Annotated in this window: 14 protein-coding genes and 1 rRNA gene; 4 read left to right on the top strand and 11 right to left on the bottom strand. The window is 41.1% G+C overall.

Annotated features, from left to right (window positions below; all coding sequences use genetic code 11):
• The first annotated feature begins 3 nt into the window (after window positions 1-3).
• Both NMK93_RS04905 and NMK93_RS04900 read left to right on the top strand, forming a co-directional pair.
• Entirely contained in the window at window positions 4-987 is a 984-nt protein-coding gene (locus tag NMK93_RS04905; RefSeq protein ID WP_093094871.1) for a YihY/virulence factor BrkB family protein, read from the top strand.
• A complete protein-coding gene (locus NMK93_RS04900) occupies window positions 987-1,826 on the top strand; it encodes a DMT family transporter (RefSeq protein ID WP_214648523.1) in 840 nt (279 codons plus the stop codon). The genes NMK93_RS04905 and NMK93_RS04900 overlap by 1 nt, the downstream gene beginning before the upstream one ends.
• Before the next feature lie 66 nt (window positions 1,827-1,892).
• Here NMK93_RS04900 and NMK93_RS04895 read toward each other — a convergent pair whose 3' ends face one another.
• The 9 genes from NMK93_RS04895 to NMK93_RS04855 form a co-directional block, all read right to left on the bottom strand.
• Window positions 1,893-4,595: a carboxypeptidase regulatory-like domain-containing protein gene (locus NMK93_RS04895; RefSeq protein ID WP_185218626.1), complete on the bottom strand. Its 2,703-nt coding sequence runs from the start codon at window positions 4,593-4,595 to the stop codon at window positions 1,893-1,895.
• A 78-nt stretch (window positions 4,596-4,673) separates the two neighbouring features.
• A complete protein-coding gene (gene cls / locus NMK93_RS04890; RefSeq protein ID WP_254528168.1) occupies window positions 4,674-6,143 on the bottom strand; it encodes a cardiolipin synthase in 1,470 nt (489 codons plus the stop codon).
• A gap of 90 nt (window positions 6,144-6,233) precedes the next feature.
• Window positions 6,234-6,926, bottom strand: coding sequence for a sulfite exporter TauE/SafE family protein (locus NMK93_RS04885; RefSeq protein WP_254528166.1), 693 nt, complete (start codon window positions 6,924-6,926; stop codon window positions 6,234-6,236).
• Between the two features lies 1 nt (window position 6,927).
• On the bottom strand, window positions 6,928-7,353 hold the full coding sequence (locus NMK93_RS04880) for a FixH family protein (RefSeq protein WP_254528164.1): 426 nt from the start codon (window positions 7,351-7,353) through the stop codon (window positions 6,928-6,930).
• Window position 7,354: 1 nt separating this feature from the next.
• Window positions 7,355-8,755 carry a cytochrome c oxidase accessory protein CcoG gene (gene ccoG / locus NMK93_RS04875; RefSeq protein ID WP_254528162.1) on the bottom strand — a complete coding sequence of 467 codons (1,401 nt, stop codon included), beginning with the start codon at window positions 8,753-8,755 and terminating at the stop codon, window positions 7,355-7,357.
• A gap of 16 nt (window positions 8,756-8,771) precedes the next feature.
• Window positions 8,772-9,683: a cbb3-type cytochrome c oxidase N-terminal domain-containing protein gene (locus NMK93_RS04870; RefSeq protein WP_254528160.1), complete on the bottom strand. Its 912-nt coding sequence runs from the start codon at window positions 9,681-9,683 to the stop codon at window positions 8,772-8,774.
• Window positions 9,680-9,877, bottom strand: a complete 198-nt coding sequence (locus NMK93_RS04865; protein WP_254528158.1) for a hypothetical protein — start codon at window positions 9,875-9,877, stop codon at window positions 9,680-9,682. Before NMK93_RS04865 ends, NMK93_RS04870 begins: the two co-directional genes overlap by 4 nt.
• Before the next feature lie 24 nt (window positions 9,878-9,901).
• On the bottom strand, window positions 9,902-12,049 hold the full coding sequence (gene ccoN / locus NMK93_RS04860; RefSeq protein WP_185213489.1) for a cytochrome-c oxidase, cbb3-type subunit I: 2,148 nt from the start codon (window positions 12,047-12,049) through the stop codon (window positions 9,902-9,904).
• Between the two features lie 468 nt (window positions 12,050-12,517).
• A complete protein-coding gene (locus NMK93_RS04855; protein WP_185213488.1) occupies window positions 12,518-13,195 on the bottom strand; it encodes a lytic transglycosylase domain-containing protein in 678 nt (225 codons plus the stop codon).
• Window positions 13,196-13,746: 551 nt separating this feature from the next.
• Here NMK93_RS04855 and NMK93_RS04850 point away from each other — a divergent pair.
• Both NMK93_RS04850 and NMK93_RS04845 read left to right on the top strand, forming a co-directional pair.
• Window positions 13,747-15,162: a pseudouridine synthase gene (locus tag NMK93_RS04850; protein ID WP_254528645.1), complete on the top strand. Its 1,416-nt coding sequence runs from the start codon at window positions 13,747-13,749 to the stop codon at window positions 15,160-15,162.
• 74 nt (window positions 15,163-15,236) lie between these two features.
• Window positions 15,237-15,704, top strand: a complete 468-nt coding sequence (locus NMK93_RS04845) for a nucleoside triphosphate pyrophosphohydrolase family protein (RefSeq protein ID WP_254528156.1) — start codon at window positions 15,237-15,239, stop codon at window positions 15,702-15,704.
• Window positions 15,705-15,752: 48 nt separating this feature from the next.
• Here NMK93_RS04845 and NMK93_RS04840 read toward each other — a convergent pair whose 3' ends face one another.
• Complete coding sequence (locus NMK93_RS04840; protein ID WP_185213486.1) at window positions 15,753-16,715, bottom strand: TIGR01212 family radical SAM protein; 963 nt, start codon at window positions 16,713-16,715, stop codon at window positions 15,753-15,755.
• Between the two features lie 337 nt (window positions 16,716-17,052).
• Window positions 17,053-17,164: ribosomal RNA gene (gene rrf, locus NMK93_RS04835) — 5S ribosomal RNA — on the bottom strand.
• Window positions 17,165-17,170 lie beyond the last annotated feature (6 nt).

The following is a 17,170-nucleotide window of genomic DNA, read 5'->3' as shown; positions in this document are numbered from 1 at the left end:
TCTATGCTAAAAACAATTTGGACCAAGATAAAGGAATTCTGGCAACTACTATTGAATGCAGGTAATGCATTTGCTGATGACAACTGCATGAAGCTAGCCGCTTCACTTGCCTATTACACCGTATTCTCTATTGGTCCACTTCTGTTGATTTTAACATGGACACTGGGATTTTTCTATGGCAGTGCCCTAGATGGTAGCGAGGGTGCGCGTGAGCAGGTCATTGATGAGCTGAATCAATTGTTTGGAAAAGAAATAGCCACCTTGCTGGAATCTACCGTACATAATCTATCCCTTTCTAGCCGCTCCAATATTGGAATCATCGTCGGTGCAGGCACCTTGATGTTCACTTCGACCACTATTTTTGTGGATATCCAAAATTCAATCAATTCCATCTGGAAAGTAAAGCCTAAACCCAAGAAAGGTTGGTTGAAATTGATCATCAACAGGTTGATTTCATTCTCCATGATCCTAGGTCTGGTTTTCCTTCTATTGGCATCGTTGATTATCTCCAGTTTGATTGGCGTGATGACGAGCTATTTCAATCAGTTTATGGAGAATTGGGATATCAGTTTGATCGATTGGGTGAATACGGCCATTACCTTTTTGGTGATCTCGTCTTTATTTGGAATTATCTACGCCTTCCTTCCAGATGCGAAGGTTCGATTTAAGGATATATTGGGCGGAGCCCTTTTTACCGCATTGTTATTTATGTTCGGTAAGTTCCTGATCTCCTTATACCTTTCACAGAACATCACTGCCAGCTCGTATGGAGCCGCAGGATCCATTATTATCTTATTGGCCTGGGTTTATTACTCTGCTGCCATTCTGTACTTTGGAGCCGAGTTTACGAAAGAATACGCCATCAAATATGGCAAAGGAATTCAACCAGCTTCATTTGCTGTGTTGGTAAAACAGACGGAATTGGAAATTGACCCTGAAACTGGAATTAGGGAAGTAGTAAAAAAACATAGCGACCCAGTTCAGTAGTGGAAGATCAAAAAAGCATCCAATACATGTTATTGGCGGGCTTTTTCTTCGCCCTGATGAATATTAGTGTCAAGTTGGTTTCGCATCTTCCAACCATGGAAGTGGTACTTTTCCGTTCGGTCATCAGTTTGCTGGCCTCCTATGCCATCCTGAGAAAACAAAACATCCCTGTATTTGGAAATAACAAGAAATTGCTGATTGCAAGAGGAATTGCTGGCTGTTTAGGGCTGGTAGGTTCTTTTTACACCTTGCAGAATATTCCATTGGCCTCTGCAGTGACCATCAATTATACAGCTCCCCTATTTACGACCATTCTAGGGATCTTCATGGTCAAACAGTATGTGAAGCCTATTCAGTTTCTGTTCTTTGGAATGGCGATCGCAGGTGTTTTGATGATGAAAGGTTTTGACTCCAGGATATCCAATTTTGATTTAGCGGTGGGCTTGATGTCTGCACTGTTTGCAGCCATTGCCTATAATATCATTGCGAAGATCAAAACCAGTGAGCATCCCTTGGTTATCATTTTTTACTTTCCATTGATCACGATTCCATTTGTCGGAATCTATAGTATTTTCGATTGGAAAACACCACAGGGCATTGATTGGTTTTATCTGTTATTAGTGGGTATCTTAACCCAACTGGCCCAATATTACATGACGCTTTCGTATCAGACCGCTAATCTTTCAAAGGTATCGAGTTTAACTTACCTAGGTGTGGTTTACGCACTGGGCATTGGATTCTTCTTTTTCGAAGAAACATACAGTTTATATTCCCTATTGGGAATTGGATTGATTATCCTGGCCATTCTATTCAACATGCGGGTAAAGACTAGCAAATAACTTTTGTATAACAACAACAAGGGCAGCAATTAAGATTGCTGCCCTTGCTGTTTATAAGAATTTTATTTATTTCACATTGTAATAGTAAATCTGTCTACCGACATTTCCCTGAAGGTCATTACCTTCCACGACTACCTTGTATTTACCGGTTCCATCAGCATTGAAGAATTCCAGGTTAACTTCACCTTTCGAATCTACGCGTACATCTGGGTTCCAATAAACTGTTGTTCTGTAGTCATTGGTATTTTTAGACTCTGCTGTTGTATACTTCGGCTCGTAGAATTTACGTTCCTTCACATATCCTAGCGGATAGAAGTCGATTACGTTTGATTTAGGCAACATGGCTTCAATCTGCGCCATGGTCATACGCGGTTGTTTTTTCTCTTTCTTGGTGATGATCGAAACTACACCATCATTGTTGTACAGGTTTCTTACGGTACCCAGGTCATCACGCATAAAGATCTCGATAGCCTCGATATCAGCTACCTGAATCGAGTTGATGGAAGGCTCGTCTATTGGCATACCATTCAGGAAGAACTGTACGGGTACACGGCTGCCTTGGTTGAAATTTCTGGTGATATAATATTTCTGGGTATTGACATCATAGGTAATCCCTGTCAACATCGTATTTAAACACATGCTCAAGACATTACAGCCATTGAAACGGCTTCCTTCGATACGGTGTTCAGGCATGGAAAGCCCCGTCAATGCCGAGAAGTCCTTACTGGTCTGCTTTTTCTCTTGGGTTGCTGTTACCACGACTTCCTCGATCAGGTTATGCGTCCTGAATTCCTTTTTGCTATTGTCAAGGTATGCTTTTAGGTTCTCATCGATATTCTGGATGTTTGCAGCCTTATTAGGATTAGCTTGATCAATCTCTGGGAATAGCGTTGGATCCAAGGTGATTACCAGACTTCTGAAGTTGTCATTACCTCGAGCATTCAAGGTAGCTTTCAGGGAATCCGAAAAGACTAGGTTTTCGAATGTATATCTACCTGAATTATCAGTATAAGCATCTTTTTTAATTGCAGCTCCTGGGATATTCAACAATAAACCACCATTAGGCTGGACACGTCCGGTATTTTGGCGAAGGACCCCAGTGATCGTAATTCCTTGTTCAGGCATGAACTTCACTTGCGGTAGTCTTCCACTCACCAGATCCTTATATTCAAACCTTCTAAATCCTTGGGTCAACATTAAGGCATCCAAGGCTTCCAATCTGTTTTCGTTTTTAGGATTGAAGTAATAGTTTGGCTTTTCGATATAACCCTTTAAATCCGAGGCAACCAACATATTGCTGACAATACCTTTATCATTATCATCATTGTAAGGTACCTTGCTTTCATCGATGACAGAAACAGAGAAGTTCCCAGGCAGGCTATCCACTTTGGTATCCAGGTTCAGTTTCATTTTCACCAGATCCTTTCTTGCATAGTCCGTTTTATCAGTAGACACTTGGATTCCGATCAGTTCCTGCGGTTGGATAAACACCAAACGCTCGGATACAGGTTGTCCATCAGGGGTCATCAATGTAATCTGTACGACACCGTTCGGTAATTCCTTTAAAGGAATTCTAACCGATACTGCCGGACTTTTAATGGAAGCTTGGGCAGCATAGATCAAATGTCCATTCAGTTGACCAAAAACATAGTAAGGTTTGTTTTGGATGGAGCTGAAATATTGATCATTGGTAACTAGTCCTAGGTTGATAAATTCATTATCCTGAGAAACAGCCACGACGTTGATCTTATCGTCTACAACGGCCGGAAGGTCCACAGTTTTCTCGATTCCATTACCTAAGGTCACGACAGCTTTGTAGGTTTCTCCGGAAACAGGAATCATTGTAAATGACCCCATACCCATGCCTAGATCTTCAAAGCTGGCAATCTCTTTCTTTTTGCTATCGATTATTTTCCCTTTAACCGGAACGGATGAGCCACCCGATTCCATGGCCTTAAAGGCAACCTTTTTGGAAACTCCAGAGATAAGGTCCCCACCTTCTGGGAAAAACTGAATATCTACATCTTGATAGGCATTCGCCAAAGAATATTGACCTGTTTGTCCTTCATCCAATTGAACAACCAATCGGCCAGTCTTGAATTTGTCTTTTTCCTTATGGGATAGGTTGATCGTGATCCGACCAAGGTCATCCGTTTCAGCCTTTCCTTTATCAAAGGCATCCCAACCATCATTGGCTTCCCAATTCAATTTTTTACGACCTAGGGCCTGTCCATCTGGACCTCTGAATTGAATGGTAGCTTTGGTTCGGTTTCCTTCCTGTTGATAGGTGATATTGGCACCCATCTTTTTGTTGATTGCATCACCAATTGGAACTACCTTATTGAAAAAGTAGCCCATATCAAAGTTCATCATCCACTTGCTATATGCCCTGAACCTATAGTTGTCCTGAGACCAAAACTGAGGATCAAGGACCAAATGTCCCTTTCCCGCACCTTCCTGCATGGGGATCCTTAGGGTCTGCATCAGAGAGTCCCTGCTGTTGATGACATCGACATAAACGATCTTGCTCGGGTCGTAATTAAATAGATTGGTATTTAGATAGGTTTTGAACCACAATGTATCTCCCACGGCATAATATGGCTTATCAAAGTGTAAATGCACTTTTTCTACTGGGTAAACCGAGAAATATTTTTGAACATTTTCTACTGCAGTATTGATTGGAATTGCAGGTTTTTCTTGGCCCTTAGCTGTGGTAAATAATGAGGTAAAAATTACGACTGCTAAAAGTAAACGATTAGTTAACTTCATCAATATTTAATTTTGAAAAAGCTAAATATATTGAATTTTTAGGGAACGAGGGAAGCCTTAAGGAAATTTAACAGATACCTACAGCAATGGCGCAAGCAATCGGCAAAGGGAATCCACTCCTCTCTTCCAAGCTTTTCTTTTTTTCCAATCCTTAATGGTAATCAGCACACAATTTTCACGGTCAATATCATACTGCTTTTCCATTTCTCTACAGAAATCTCGATTGGAGATAACAGCAGCAACTTCATAATTGATATAAAAACTTCGGAAATCAAGGTTGACAGTTCCTACATAGGCAATTTTGCCATCAATAATCGAGGTTTTCGCATGTAAGAAACCTTTTTCATATTGGTAGACCTTTACTCCTCTTTCCAGAAGTGGTTTGAGGTAGGAAAAGGTTGCATGTTGAACAAACCAGGAATCACCTTCAGCAGGGATCATCAATTCGACATCTACGCCGGCTGCTGCTGCCGTTTTAAGTGCGGTAGATAATTCTTCTGAAGGAATAAAGTATGGGGTACATAATTTTATGCTTTCACTTGCCTCTCCTATACTGATGAGCAATGCTTCCATATTAAATGGACCGATAGAACCAGGGTCACTGGAAGACAATGCCACTGCACTCAACTGATCGGTTACTACAGGAGTTTCACGAAGATATCCATCATCCAACTTAAAGGGTTTGCCGTCGGTCTGGTTCCATTGGTTCCAGAAGCTGATCTGGAACATAGCCCCCACATTCCCAACGATCTTCACCGAGGTATCTCGCCAATACAGACCAAATTCATTCGGGTTGGCATAGCGATCTGAAATATTGATACCTCCAGTATAGCATACAAAGCCATCGATCACCGCAATTTTCCGGTGATTACGGAAGTTGGAGTTTGCCAACGAAGTAAAGGTCACAGGTAAGAAAGCCTGGAATTCTATTTTGCTATCTTTCTTTTTCCGCATGTATCGAACGACCTTTGGCGAGCCGAAGCTGTCCACGATCAGCCGGACAATTATCCCTTCATTGGCTTTCTTTTCCAGTAAGTCCAGGACTTGGGTACCAATATTGTCCAAATCAAAGATATAGAACTCCATATGGATGGAATGCTTGGCTGCTGCCAGGGATTCCAAAAGTGCAGGAAACATCTGTTCACCATTGACCAGGAGCGTTACTTCATTATTTAAGGTCGGTGTGGAGAGTTTTTCATTCTTGAGATAAGAATACACTCGGGATAGATCGCCGATCTTGCTCTGTATATTCCGAATGGACCATTGTATCAATGGCTCCAACCGCTGGAATTCCTTTTTCAACCGCAGGGTCTGTTCCTGGTTGATCCGTTTCATTTTCTTGACCTTTGAAAACTTCTGTCCAAAAAGATAATAAAGGATTAGCCCCACAAAAGGGATAAAAACGATGACCAGTACCCAAGAAATGGTTTTGGTAGGATTTCGGTTTTCAATTAAGATGGTTATGATTACTCCAACATACATTATCGTTAATGGGATCCAGCCCCATATTTCCAGAAAATGTAAAACGGTCTTTAAGTGCTCCTGCATAGATAGAAATTATCTCTAATAACCAACTTAGCCTGTATTTGTTTTGAGACAAAAAACAAGGCTTCCATACAAGATAGGAAAGAAAATCAATTATGCACAATTCATTGCACCATCTATGTGCAATAAGGGGCTCAAATATGGGATATCTAGGTTAGCTCCCCTCAAGATGAACCAAGCACCCATAATCAGGAACAAAATAGGCAATACCGTAGAAAAACTGGTCTTGAAGATACGTTTCGGGAAGTTGCCGGCAAAAGAAAACACCAGCAATAAAGGTAGGGTACCTAGGCCGAACAGTAACATAAAAAGAAAGCTATTGGTCAAGGAGTCTGCATTTACGGCAGATGCCAAGGCCATATAGACCATTCCACAAGGCAGGATACCATTCAGTATACCGGCTATAAAACTTCCTCCAGGCCTATACAGCCATTTGCTCATAAACTTTGCAAAGGGTTGGATGGCTTTGGTCTGAATGGATGCGAGTTTCGATGAACTCTTGCCAAACATATAGAAAAGACCAATGGCAAAAAGGATAATACCGGTAACCAGGCTAAAACCCTGCTGCCAACCTTGGATAGTGGCTGCATTTCCAAGTACACCTAACAGCAGGCCTAATAATCCATAGGTCAGGATGCGGCCAGATTGATAGAGTAATTTATTAAAAGTCGTTTTCCAGGAGATCTTCTGCCCTGCCTGAACGGCAAGCAGCAGCGGACCGCACATGACCGCACAGTGGATACTGCCCAAAAGGCCCATAAAAAACGCCAGATAATGATAAGTCATTTTATTGAATAAACACGGCGTGATCGGAAATGTAAGATTTATCCGAATGCACCCAGTCAATTTCTAATTTCCAATTCCCTTTCTTGAAACTACCTACAGGCAGTTTAAACTGATTGTTTGCTGTATTGAAAGGTAATACTTGATCGAGGTTTTTGTCATCCAAGCGGGTAAACCTCAGGGTTCCTTTATTTCCAGCAGATGAAAACTCAATCAGTAAGCTGTCTTTGAGCAATTGAAGTCTTGGTTTAGCATGATCTGCGAGCAGGTTTTCTTTTTTATGGAAAGTTTCATCATAGTTCAGCCCTTTTTCGTAGTAGTCTGACTCGACCAAGGTATCTGAATCATGACTGACCATATAGATCCCTGCACCAACAATAAATAGCATAAATGCCCCTAAACCAAATACTATCTTATATCCCCAGTTCATTTTATTTTTTTGCTGGAGGCGCAATAAATGTCGTCTCCATGGTTTCTAAAACTTTATCGCCAACCATGATATCCACCTTCACGTCAGTTTTATATTGTTTGATGGATTGCTGGTCTGCTATCAAAAATAAGCTTAATTTCGCACTTCCTTCACGGTTCAAATGGGAAATAGGATTCACCACCTGAATTTTGACCCCTTCCGTGGCACTAACCAAGTCGAAGTCTAGGTCCTTACTCGTTTTATTGATCACTTCCAAGGTGTACAAATTGGTCACCGTTCCATCGTCACGTTTTTGGTAGGTACTCCCTTTTGCACGCAATAGACGACCATCCACATCAGAACGGCTGAAGATCATAAAACCAAAGATCCCCATCAATACCACCAGAATTCCGGTATATATGACTGCTCTGGTATTCTTCCTCTTACCTGCATCCTCCGTTTCCGTGCCTTCTGCTTCTGCCAAAGTATAGAATCCGATCAGACGTCTTGGCTTGTCAATCTTATCCATAACGGCATCACAAGCATCGATACAGGCTGTACAGGAAACACATTCCAATTGAGGCCCCTTACGGATATCAATCCCAGTAGGACATACATTCACACAGAGGTTACAGTCGATACAATCGCCTTTCTCTTCAGAAGAATCTTTTCTGATTTTTCCTCTTGGCTCTCCCCTTTTCACATTATAGGCAACTGTAACAGAGTTGTCATCCAAAAGCACCCCTTGCAATCTACCATATGGACAGATACGTGTACAAACGATCTCTCTGACAAATGCGAACACGAAATAGAACACCAAGGTGAAAACAATAATAGATAGGAAACCTACAATATGGTTTTCAACAGGATCTGTGACGATCTTGTAAAGTGCATCCACCCCAATAATATAGGAAAGGAACAGATTGGAAATGATAAAGGATATCAGCAGAAAAACAGTGTGCTTCAGAAACTTCTTCCAAGCCTTGACATCGGTATCAGGACCTTCATTCAATTTTTTCTGTTGGGTCCAGTCCCCTTCGATCAGGTATTCGATCCTTCGGAATATGAGCTCCATAAATATGGTCTGCGGACAAGTCCAACCACACCATACACGGCCATAGACAGCAGTAAACAGGACGATACAGACCAATACGATCAGCATCCCAAACAGGAAGATATGAAAGTCTTGTGGGTAAAAGATGTTACCAAAGATGGAGAACTTCCTTTCAATGATGTTGAACATCAAGAAAGGGTTTCCGTTTATTTTTAGGATGGGACCTAAAAAGAAGAACAGTAGTAATCCGTAGCCAACAACCTGTCGATAGTTAAAGAATTGCCCGCTAGGTTTCTTAGCGTATATCCATTTTCTTTTCGATTTATCTATTTGGTTTTGTTGATTGGATTCATTTACTACTGTTCCCATGATTTTTTAATATTTATTATTTTGTTGCTGTACTATCTGCTAGAGCTTCGCCTTCAGCAGCTGGAGCAGCACCTCCTTCACTTTCGTATGCAGTGACTTCAACGCCTTCTGCACCTTTTGGATTTGCAGGTTTGGTATCTCTCAAAGTGAGGATAAAATTACTTACCTCTGCAATTTGCGCTGGTGTCAAGGTTTGTTCCCAAGGCACCATTCCTTTTTCCGGAACACCATATTTTACGGTTTTAAAGATGTCCTTGATCTCGCCACCGTGCAACCAGAACCTATCGGTCAAGTTAGGACCAATGGTACCTTCCCCATTTGCACCGTGACAGGCAGCACAGTTCGTTGTGAACAATGCCTTACCATTTGCTGCCAGCGTTCCAGTTTCATCCACCTCGATGGTGTTTTCATCAAAGGAGTTGGCAGACTGTGCCAAGAACTCTTGTTTTTCAATCTCTGCTTTTGCCATCTCGCGCTCGTATTCTTGGTCTTGGTTCAATCCCCAACCGAATACCTGGTAAATCAATAGGTATACCACCGCAAAGACTACAGAAGAATAGAACAAGGCGTTGAACCATACCGGAATAGGATTGTTCAATTCCTCAATTCCATCGTATTCATGGTTTTTGATCACCATGTCTTTTTCTTCCTCCAGAGGTTTCAAGCCCATGATATAGTTCCATGTGCTCTTCCAGTAATTCTTTCTGGACAGTTTCCTTTCCGCTTTTTGGCGTTCTTCTTCTTTGACAACCTCTGGCATGGTCACCTTCAACATAGACCTCAAGGCCTTGTTGATGGTGATGGCAGCAGCCAATACAGCGATCAATACGAAGAATACGGCTAGATAGAAAATATCGTTATATAAGTTGCCTGTACCAATCGCAATCAGCGTTCCTGATACACTGCTCAGTATTAATATTAGATTCATATACGTTCAGATTCAGGTAAGTTATCATTCTGTTTATCGGATTCATCAAATGGTAATCCTTTCATGTAATCCACAAAGCTTTTCTTCATGGTAAACAGCATAATGGCTACCAGGATAAAAAAAGTCAAGAAGATTAACAGCGAGATGATCAAGTAAATCTCATCTCCATGTAAGTTTGTGATTTGACTCCACATAGCTCTTTCTTTTTTTGTGTTACATTAATTGTTTTCTGCTACTTTATTCGCGTCATCTGCTTTCTTAGGCTCAGCCTTGATGTCTGTACCCAAGCGTTGTAGATAGGCGATCATCGCAACGATCTCTTTATTTGGTTCAACCTGAACATCGTTTGCAGCTAAATCTTTCACGATGGCTTGTGCTTGCTTTTCTGCGTGTTCAACAGCATTGTTGATTTCATCATCCGAATAAGGCACCCCTAGTTTCTTCATCACCTTCATCTTACCGGTTAGGTATTTGTAGTTGATATCTTGTTCGATCAACCATGGATATGGAGGCATGATACTTCCTGGTGAGGTGATGGTTGGATCCAACATATGGTCATAGTGCCATTTGTGCGGATATTTACCACCGATACGGTGAAGATCTGGTCCGGTACGTTTCGAACCCCATAGGAATGGATGGTCATAAACGAACTCTCCAGCCTTACTGTACTCACCATAACGTGCAGTTTCCGAACGGAATGGACGAATGGTCTGCGAGTGACAGTTCACACATCCCTCACGGATATAGAGGTCACGTCCGGTCAATTCCAAAGCGGTATACGGTTTCACCGAAGCAATTTTAGGAACGTTGTTGGCCACTGTAAAGGTTGGGATCATCTCCACGATACCCCCGATAAGGATAGCGATCAATGACAACACCATAAACAGGATAGGCTTACGTTCTAAACGACGGTGAGCAGATTTTTCTGTTTTTTGGATTGGCTCTAATGCCGGTGCTTCTGCTGGCTCATTGGCAACCAAAGAACCTGTTTTGATGGTCTTAACCAAGTTATAGGTCATCATGATTACCCCTGTAAGGTAAAGGATACCACCTACAGCACGCATCATGTGCATTGGAAGGATCTCCAAGGTAGTAGCCAAGAAGTTAGGGTATTTCAATACACCTTCTGGCGTAAAGTCTTTCCACATCAAACCTTGTACTACTGCTGCCCAATATAAAGGAATAGCATAGAACAAAATACCTAATGTACCGATCCAGAAGTGGGCATTCGCCAATTTCTTAGAGTACAGTTGCGTTTTATAGATCCTAGGGATCAACCAATATAGGATAGCGAAGGTCATGAAACCGTTCCATCCTAGGGCACCGATATGCACGTGTGCAACGATCCAGTCCGTAAAGTGGGCAATAGCGTTAACTTGTTTCAAGGATAACATAGGTCCTTCAAAGGTTGCCATACCATAACAGGTCAGTGCTACAACCATGAATTTCAAGATAGGCTCAGTCCTAACTTTATCCCATGCACCACGTAAGGTCAATAGACCGTTGATCATACCACCCCAACTTGGAGCGATCAACATAATGGAGAATACAACACCTAAAGACTGTACCCAGCTTGGTAAAGAGGTATACAATAAGTGGTGCGGTCCGGCCCAGATATAGATAAAGATCAAGGACCAGAAGTGTAGAATACTTAATTTATAGGAATATACAGGGCGGTTAGCCATCTTAGGCAAGAAGTAGTACATCAGTCCTAAGAACGGAGTCGTAAGGAAGAATGCAACCGCATTATGCCCGTACCACCATTGTACCAATGCATCTTGAACACCTGAATAAACGTAATAACTTTTCCACATACCCACTGGCATCTGAATGGAGTTCACGATGTGAAGAACGGCAACCGTAACGAAGGTCGCAATGTAGAACCAAACGGCCACATACATATGTCTTTCTCTACGTCTGATGATCGTTCCGAACATGTTGATACCAAACACTACCCAGATAATGGTAATGGCAAGGTCAATTGGCCATTCCATTTCTGCATATTCATGCGAACTGGTCAAGCCTAACGGAAGGGTAATTGCTGAGGCTACAATGATCAATTGCCAACCCCAAAAGTGGATCTTACTAAGTAAATCGCTAAACATCCTGGCCTTTAAAACCCGCTGCATGGAATAATAAGCCCCCATAAAAATGGCGTTTCCTACAAAGGCAAAGATTACTGCGTTGGTGTGTAAAGGTCGAATACGCCCGAATGTGGAATATTGGAGTCCAAAGTTTACCTCTGGCCATACCAACTGCAAGGCTGCGATTAGCCCGACAGTCATCCCGACGATCCCCCAGATTACAGTTGCGATTCCAAAATCTCTGACAATCTTGTTGTCATAATTAAATTGCTCTACCTGCATTATTCTTATATATTAAGTTAACGATTCAAAATTACCAGTCTGCCCATGACATTCTAATGATAATGAGAAGCAAGAAAATGTGATTTCAATCACTTTTTTATTTAGGAAAGTGGCAATCGCAAAAACGGATAACCAAAAAGAAGGTGTAATAGGTAATTTAGGTCTTCATAATCTTATTGAGGACCAGGTTCAATTCCTGATCTTTTCGAAAAATTGGGATACGGCAAATAGCTTCTCTTTAGTTTTCCTCCAATCCACTCAATACGCTTTTCATTAGGTCAACAAAAAATCCCCGAAAGGGATTTCATTATTTTAAATTTAGGTAAATTCTACTAAACATAGGATGATTAGGCATATTAATTTTCAAGTATTTGTTTAGTGATAATATACCTATTAAATAAGGCACAAAAAAAGGAAACCTCTGGGTTTCCTGATTTGGTATTGTTCATAAAATTAGGCTTTCGCGCTTTATGTCGTTTCCAAGATTGCTTTCATGGAAATGATCTTATAGACGTAGGCTGCAGTTTCCGAATTCAATTTCAAGTCATAATAATTGTCTTTCTTTTGTCTTCTTAGGGAAGCTCTCAAACTTCCGCCACCAACGTTATAAGCTGCTGCCGCTAATGTCCAATCACCGAACTCTTTGTGCAATGATTTCAGATATTTTGCTGCCGCATGTGTAGACTTAATCAAGTCTAAGCGCTCATCCACACTACCATTCACTTTCAATCCATATAAACGGGCAGTTGCCGGCATAAATTGCCAATAGCCACCAGCTCCTTTATGAGAAGTTGTTTTCGGGTTCAAGCTACTTTCAACCACAGCAATGTACTTGAAGTCTTCAGGAACACCATAACTTTTCAGGATTTTTGCAATGCGGGGAAGTAATTGATCCGCTTTTTTGTGAATGTGATGTGAGGGCTTTTTTAGATAAGCAAACCTACTCAGGTACTTGTCTAGTTTTTTCTGTACAGTAACTTCTTCCAATGGAATATCAGTTTCTGCAAAAGAGAGCTGACTATAGGGGTCGTTTTCTGCCTCTTTTTTAGCCAATGTTTCCGAAATATTGGCTTTCATCGAGTGGTCCAATGCCTTTCTAAAAGGATCGGCCATCTCTGGTTGGGGTTTGGAGTACAAGTTTGACATTAACATTAACATCAAAAGCGCACTACTACATAATACTCTTTTTTTAACCATTCATTCCCTTACTGCTACCCTATTCACGGAACTTGTTTAAACCGATCAAAAAGTAGCTTGGTGAAAAATCAAGCTCCAAAAGTACAGCTTATTACTTTAACGCACAAACAATAGTATTAATAAAGAAAGTTAATTAAAGTTAAAACCAAGTAAAACCTACGTTAAAACCACTTTAAACTACTTTTTCAAGAAATCCTCAAATTGTAACATTTTTGGGCTATTTTTTATTCTTCAAAAGCTCATATAAACATATATTGACCTACATTGAGGTTTTAAAACGAAGAAACAAACAATCCTAGCAACTAAGAAGCTGCACTTTCCCTAGGTTTTTCCTTACAATCCCTAAATCGCTATAAATTAGATTATTAGGCCTCCATGGAGCTTAAAGCGAGTTTTAAACAATGTTATTGTATAAGGAATCTAATATTTAACAAAGTATTGTGTTTAAATGCTGAATGAGTGAAAAAATTGCCTATCTTTGTGGCTCATTTTTTCGAATTATGCCATTCAATAGCAAAAGGAACAGTCGAGACGACAACTCCAGAAAATCAAGAAGCAGTTCAGACGGCTTCAGAAACAACAAAAAGGACGATAAATCATCCTTCGATTCATCGAGAAGTTACAAATCCGACAAATTTAATCGTGACTCAAATTCTGACAAAAGCAGATTTGACAAAGACTCCAAGTTTGGAAGAGATTCCAAATTCAACAAGGATTCTAAATTTGCCAGAGACTCCAAATTCAATAAAGACGGAAGACCTGACAGAGACTCCAAGTTCGGAAGAGACAATAAATTCAACAAAGATTCTAGACCTGACAGAGATTCCAAATTCGGAAGAGACGCCAAATTTGACAGAAGCTCCAAATTCGGAGCTGATGCTAGACCTGACAGAGATGCTAGACCAGATAGAGATTCAAAATTCAATAGAGAGGAAAGACCGGAAAGAAAATCAAGGTACGGCGATGAAGCTACACCTAAAAGAGGTTCTAAATTCGGAAAGGACTCAAAATTCAATAGAGATGGTAAGTTTGAAAAACCTTTCAACTCAGACCGTCCATATAAAAAGTTTGATGGAAAAGGAAAGGACTTTGGAAACAAACGTTTTTCCCGTGACAATGATGAAAGATCAGATCGCGACTTCCGCAAAGACAACTTCAGAAAACCTAAGCAAGAGAAAAACTTCAACGCTGAGGATGATGGTTTGATCCGTTTGAACCGTTACATCTCTAACTCAGGTATCTGTTCACGTAGAAAGGCTGATGAGCTGATCGAAGCTGGAGTTATTTCAGTAAACGGTGTTGTGGTTACTGAATTAGGAACCAAGGTTGATCCTGCCAAAGATGAAATCAGATATAACGACGAACGTCTGAAACGTGAGAAAATGGTGTATGTCCTTTTGAACAAACCAAAAGATTATATCACCACCACGGATGATCCTCAAGAGCGCAAAACCGTTATGCAACTGGTTTCTAAAGCGACTAAAGAGCGTATCTATCCAGTAGGACGTTTGGACAGAAACACCACCGGTCTTCTTCTGTTGACCAACGATGGCAACCTAGCTGAGAAATTATCCCATCCAAGAAATAACATCAGCAAAATCTACAATGTGGAGTTGAGCAGGAGCCTTAGCCAAGGAGATTTCAACAAGATCGAATTCGGTATTGAACTGGAGGATGGCTTTATCAAACCAGACGACCTTAGCTTCGTTGTAGGAGGCTCAAAAAAGGAAGTTGGCATTCAGATCCACAGCGGTAAAAATAGGGTCGTAAGACGCATATTTGAGTCCCTAGGTTACGAAGTTGAAAAACTTGACCGTGTGGTTTATGCAAACCTGACCAAAAAAGATCTTCCTCGCGGACGTTGGAGGTACCTTGAAGAGAAGGAAATCATCCAATTAAAGCATTTAATGAAATAGCATACAAGGCGCAATTGGATTGCGCCTTTTTTATTTGAGCCCACTTTCGTATTTTTAACAAAATTAGATTTGATATGACAGACCCTAAATGTTTAACGTCGGTGGCTGAATTCCATAAAACATTTCAGCACCCGATTTTAGATCAACCTACAATCCCTTCAGAAACTCGTTGCAAATTGAGAGTATCCTTGATCGCTGAGGAATTGAAAGAACTTGAAGAAGCTATTCAGGACAAAGATCTAGTAGAGATCGCCGATGCCCTTTGTGATATTCAATATGTACTTTCTGGAGCCATCTTGGAATTTGGATTAAAGGATAAATTCAATGACCTGTTCAATGAAGTTCAGCGCTCTAACATGAGCAAAGCCTGCAAAACGGAACAGGAAGCCATAGAAACCCAAGAACATTACCTAGCCAAAGGCGTCGAATCTTATTATAAGGAAATCGATGGCAAATACTTGGTGTTCAGAAAAGGCGATGACAAGACCTTAAAATCAATTTATTACTCTCCAGCTGATCTAAAGACCATCGTTGAGAAATAAAAAACATATGCTTAAAAGAAAAAGGATGCCAATTGGCATCCTTTTTCTTTATATCGTCAGGTCAGCTTCTCTATAGGCCGAACCTTGTTTCACTCCTCTTTCTTCCAATCCCTTATCAATCTTGGTCTGAATACCCGATTTAGGAAATCCCCAATTAGGTGCAATCAGCAATTCCTTATCTGCAATACCAAATATCCGTTGGATAATGATATCAGGTCTCAATAATGGAATAAACTTGGCCAAGAAATCGGTATACTCTTCTATGCTGAACAAATGGAATGGTTCACGCTTATATTTTACACCCATGATAGAACCCTCCACGATATGTAGGTGGTGCAATTTCACAAACTTGATCTTGGGATGCTTATTGATTTCATCGGCATACTTCAGCATCATTTCCTCCGTTTCCCAAGGAAAGCCAAAGATCGTATGAACACAGAGTTCCAAGGAGGTATTTTCCAACATCTTCATCGTTGAAATAAACTCATCGTGCGAACATCCCCTGTTGATGCGTTCCAAGGTATCATTATAGATCGATTCCATGCCCATTTCAAGGTCCACATCATACCGATCGGTATAACTTTCCAATAATGCTATCTTCTCAAAATCCAAACAATCCGGACGCGTACCGACCGAAAGACCTAAGGTGTGTTCCGGACAGATACTCAAGGCCTCATCATACATCATCTTTAGGAGATGTGTCGGTGCATAGGTATTGGTATTTGGCTGGAAATAGATAATGAACTTCTCAGCTCCATAGCTATTTCTCGCGCGTTCGATACCATTTTCTACCTGCTCCCTGATCGATGGGATCTTACGGGCCGTATCAGGCGTAAAAGAATCTACATTGCAGTAGGTACATCCACCATAACCCTTGCTACCATCACGGTTCGGACAGGTAAAATTACCATCTACGATAACCTTAAACACCCGTTGTCCGTCGTATTTTTCTTTCAGATAAGCCCCATAGTGGTTATAAGGCTTAATACCATTATCTAATTGTGTACCCATTGAAATGCAAAGATAAGGAATTTTGAAAGAAATAAATGATTTGAGTTTAAGGGAGTTGTGGGAAATTGGGTTTGAACCAGGATGGAAAGGATGGGTTTGAACCAGGATTAAATGGATGAGAGGATGAACCAAGATCATCGGAAAGAACCAGGATTAATGGGATGGGAGGATATTCCAGGATCGTGATGGACAATATGGCTCCCGAACGGCCCCGGTACCGTATTGGCGTATGGCATACCCGCCGGCATGTCCTTCCCTGCTGCACGGATATATAAATATAGATTGCCCCGTAAAAACAGAAAGCCCGCTGTCTGTTGACAGCGGGCTCCCGTATAAAATTAGGCACCGACCTACTCTCCCACCTGTTACGGCAATACCATCGGCTCTGGCGGGCTTAACTTCTCTGTTCGGAATGGGAAGAGGTGGACACCGCCGATATAGGCACCTGAATACCT

The sequence above is a fragment of the Sphingobacterium sp. LZ7M1 genome (genome assembly GCF_024296865.1).
Taxonomy (GTDB): Bacteria; Bacteroidota; Bacteroidia; order Sphingobacteriales; family Sphingobacteriaceae; genus Sphingobacterium.
This window is presented reverse-complemented; position numbering and strand designations above follow the sequence as displayed.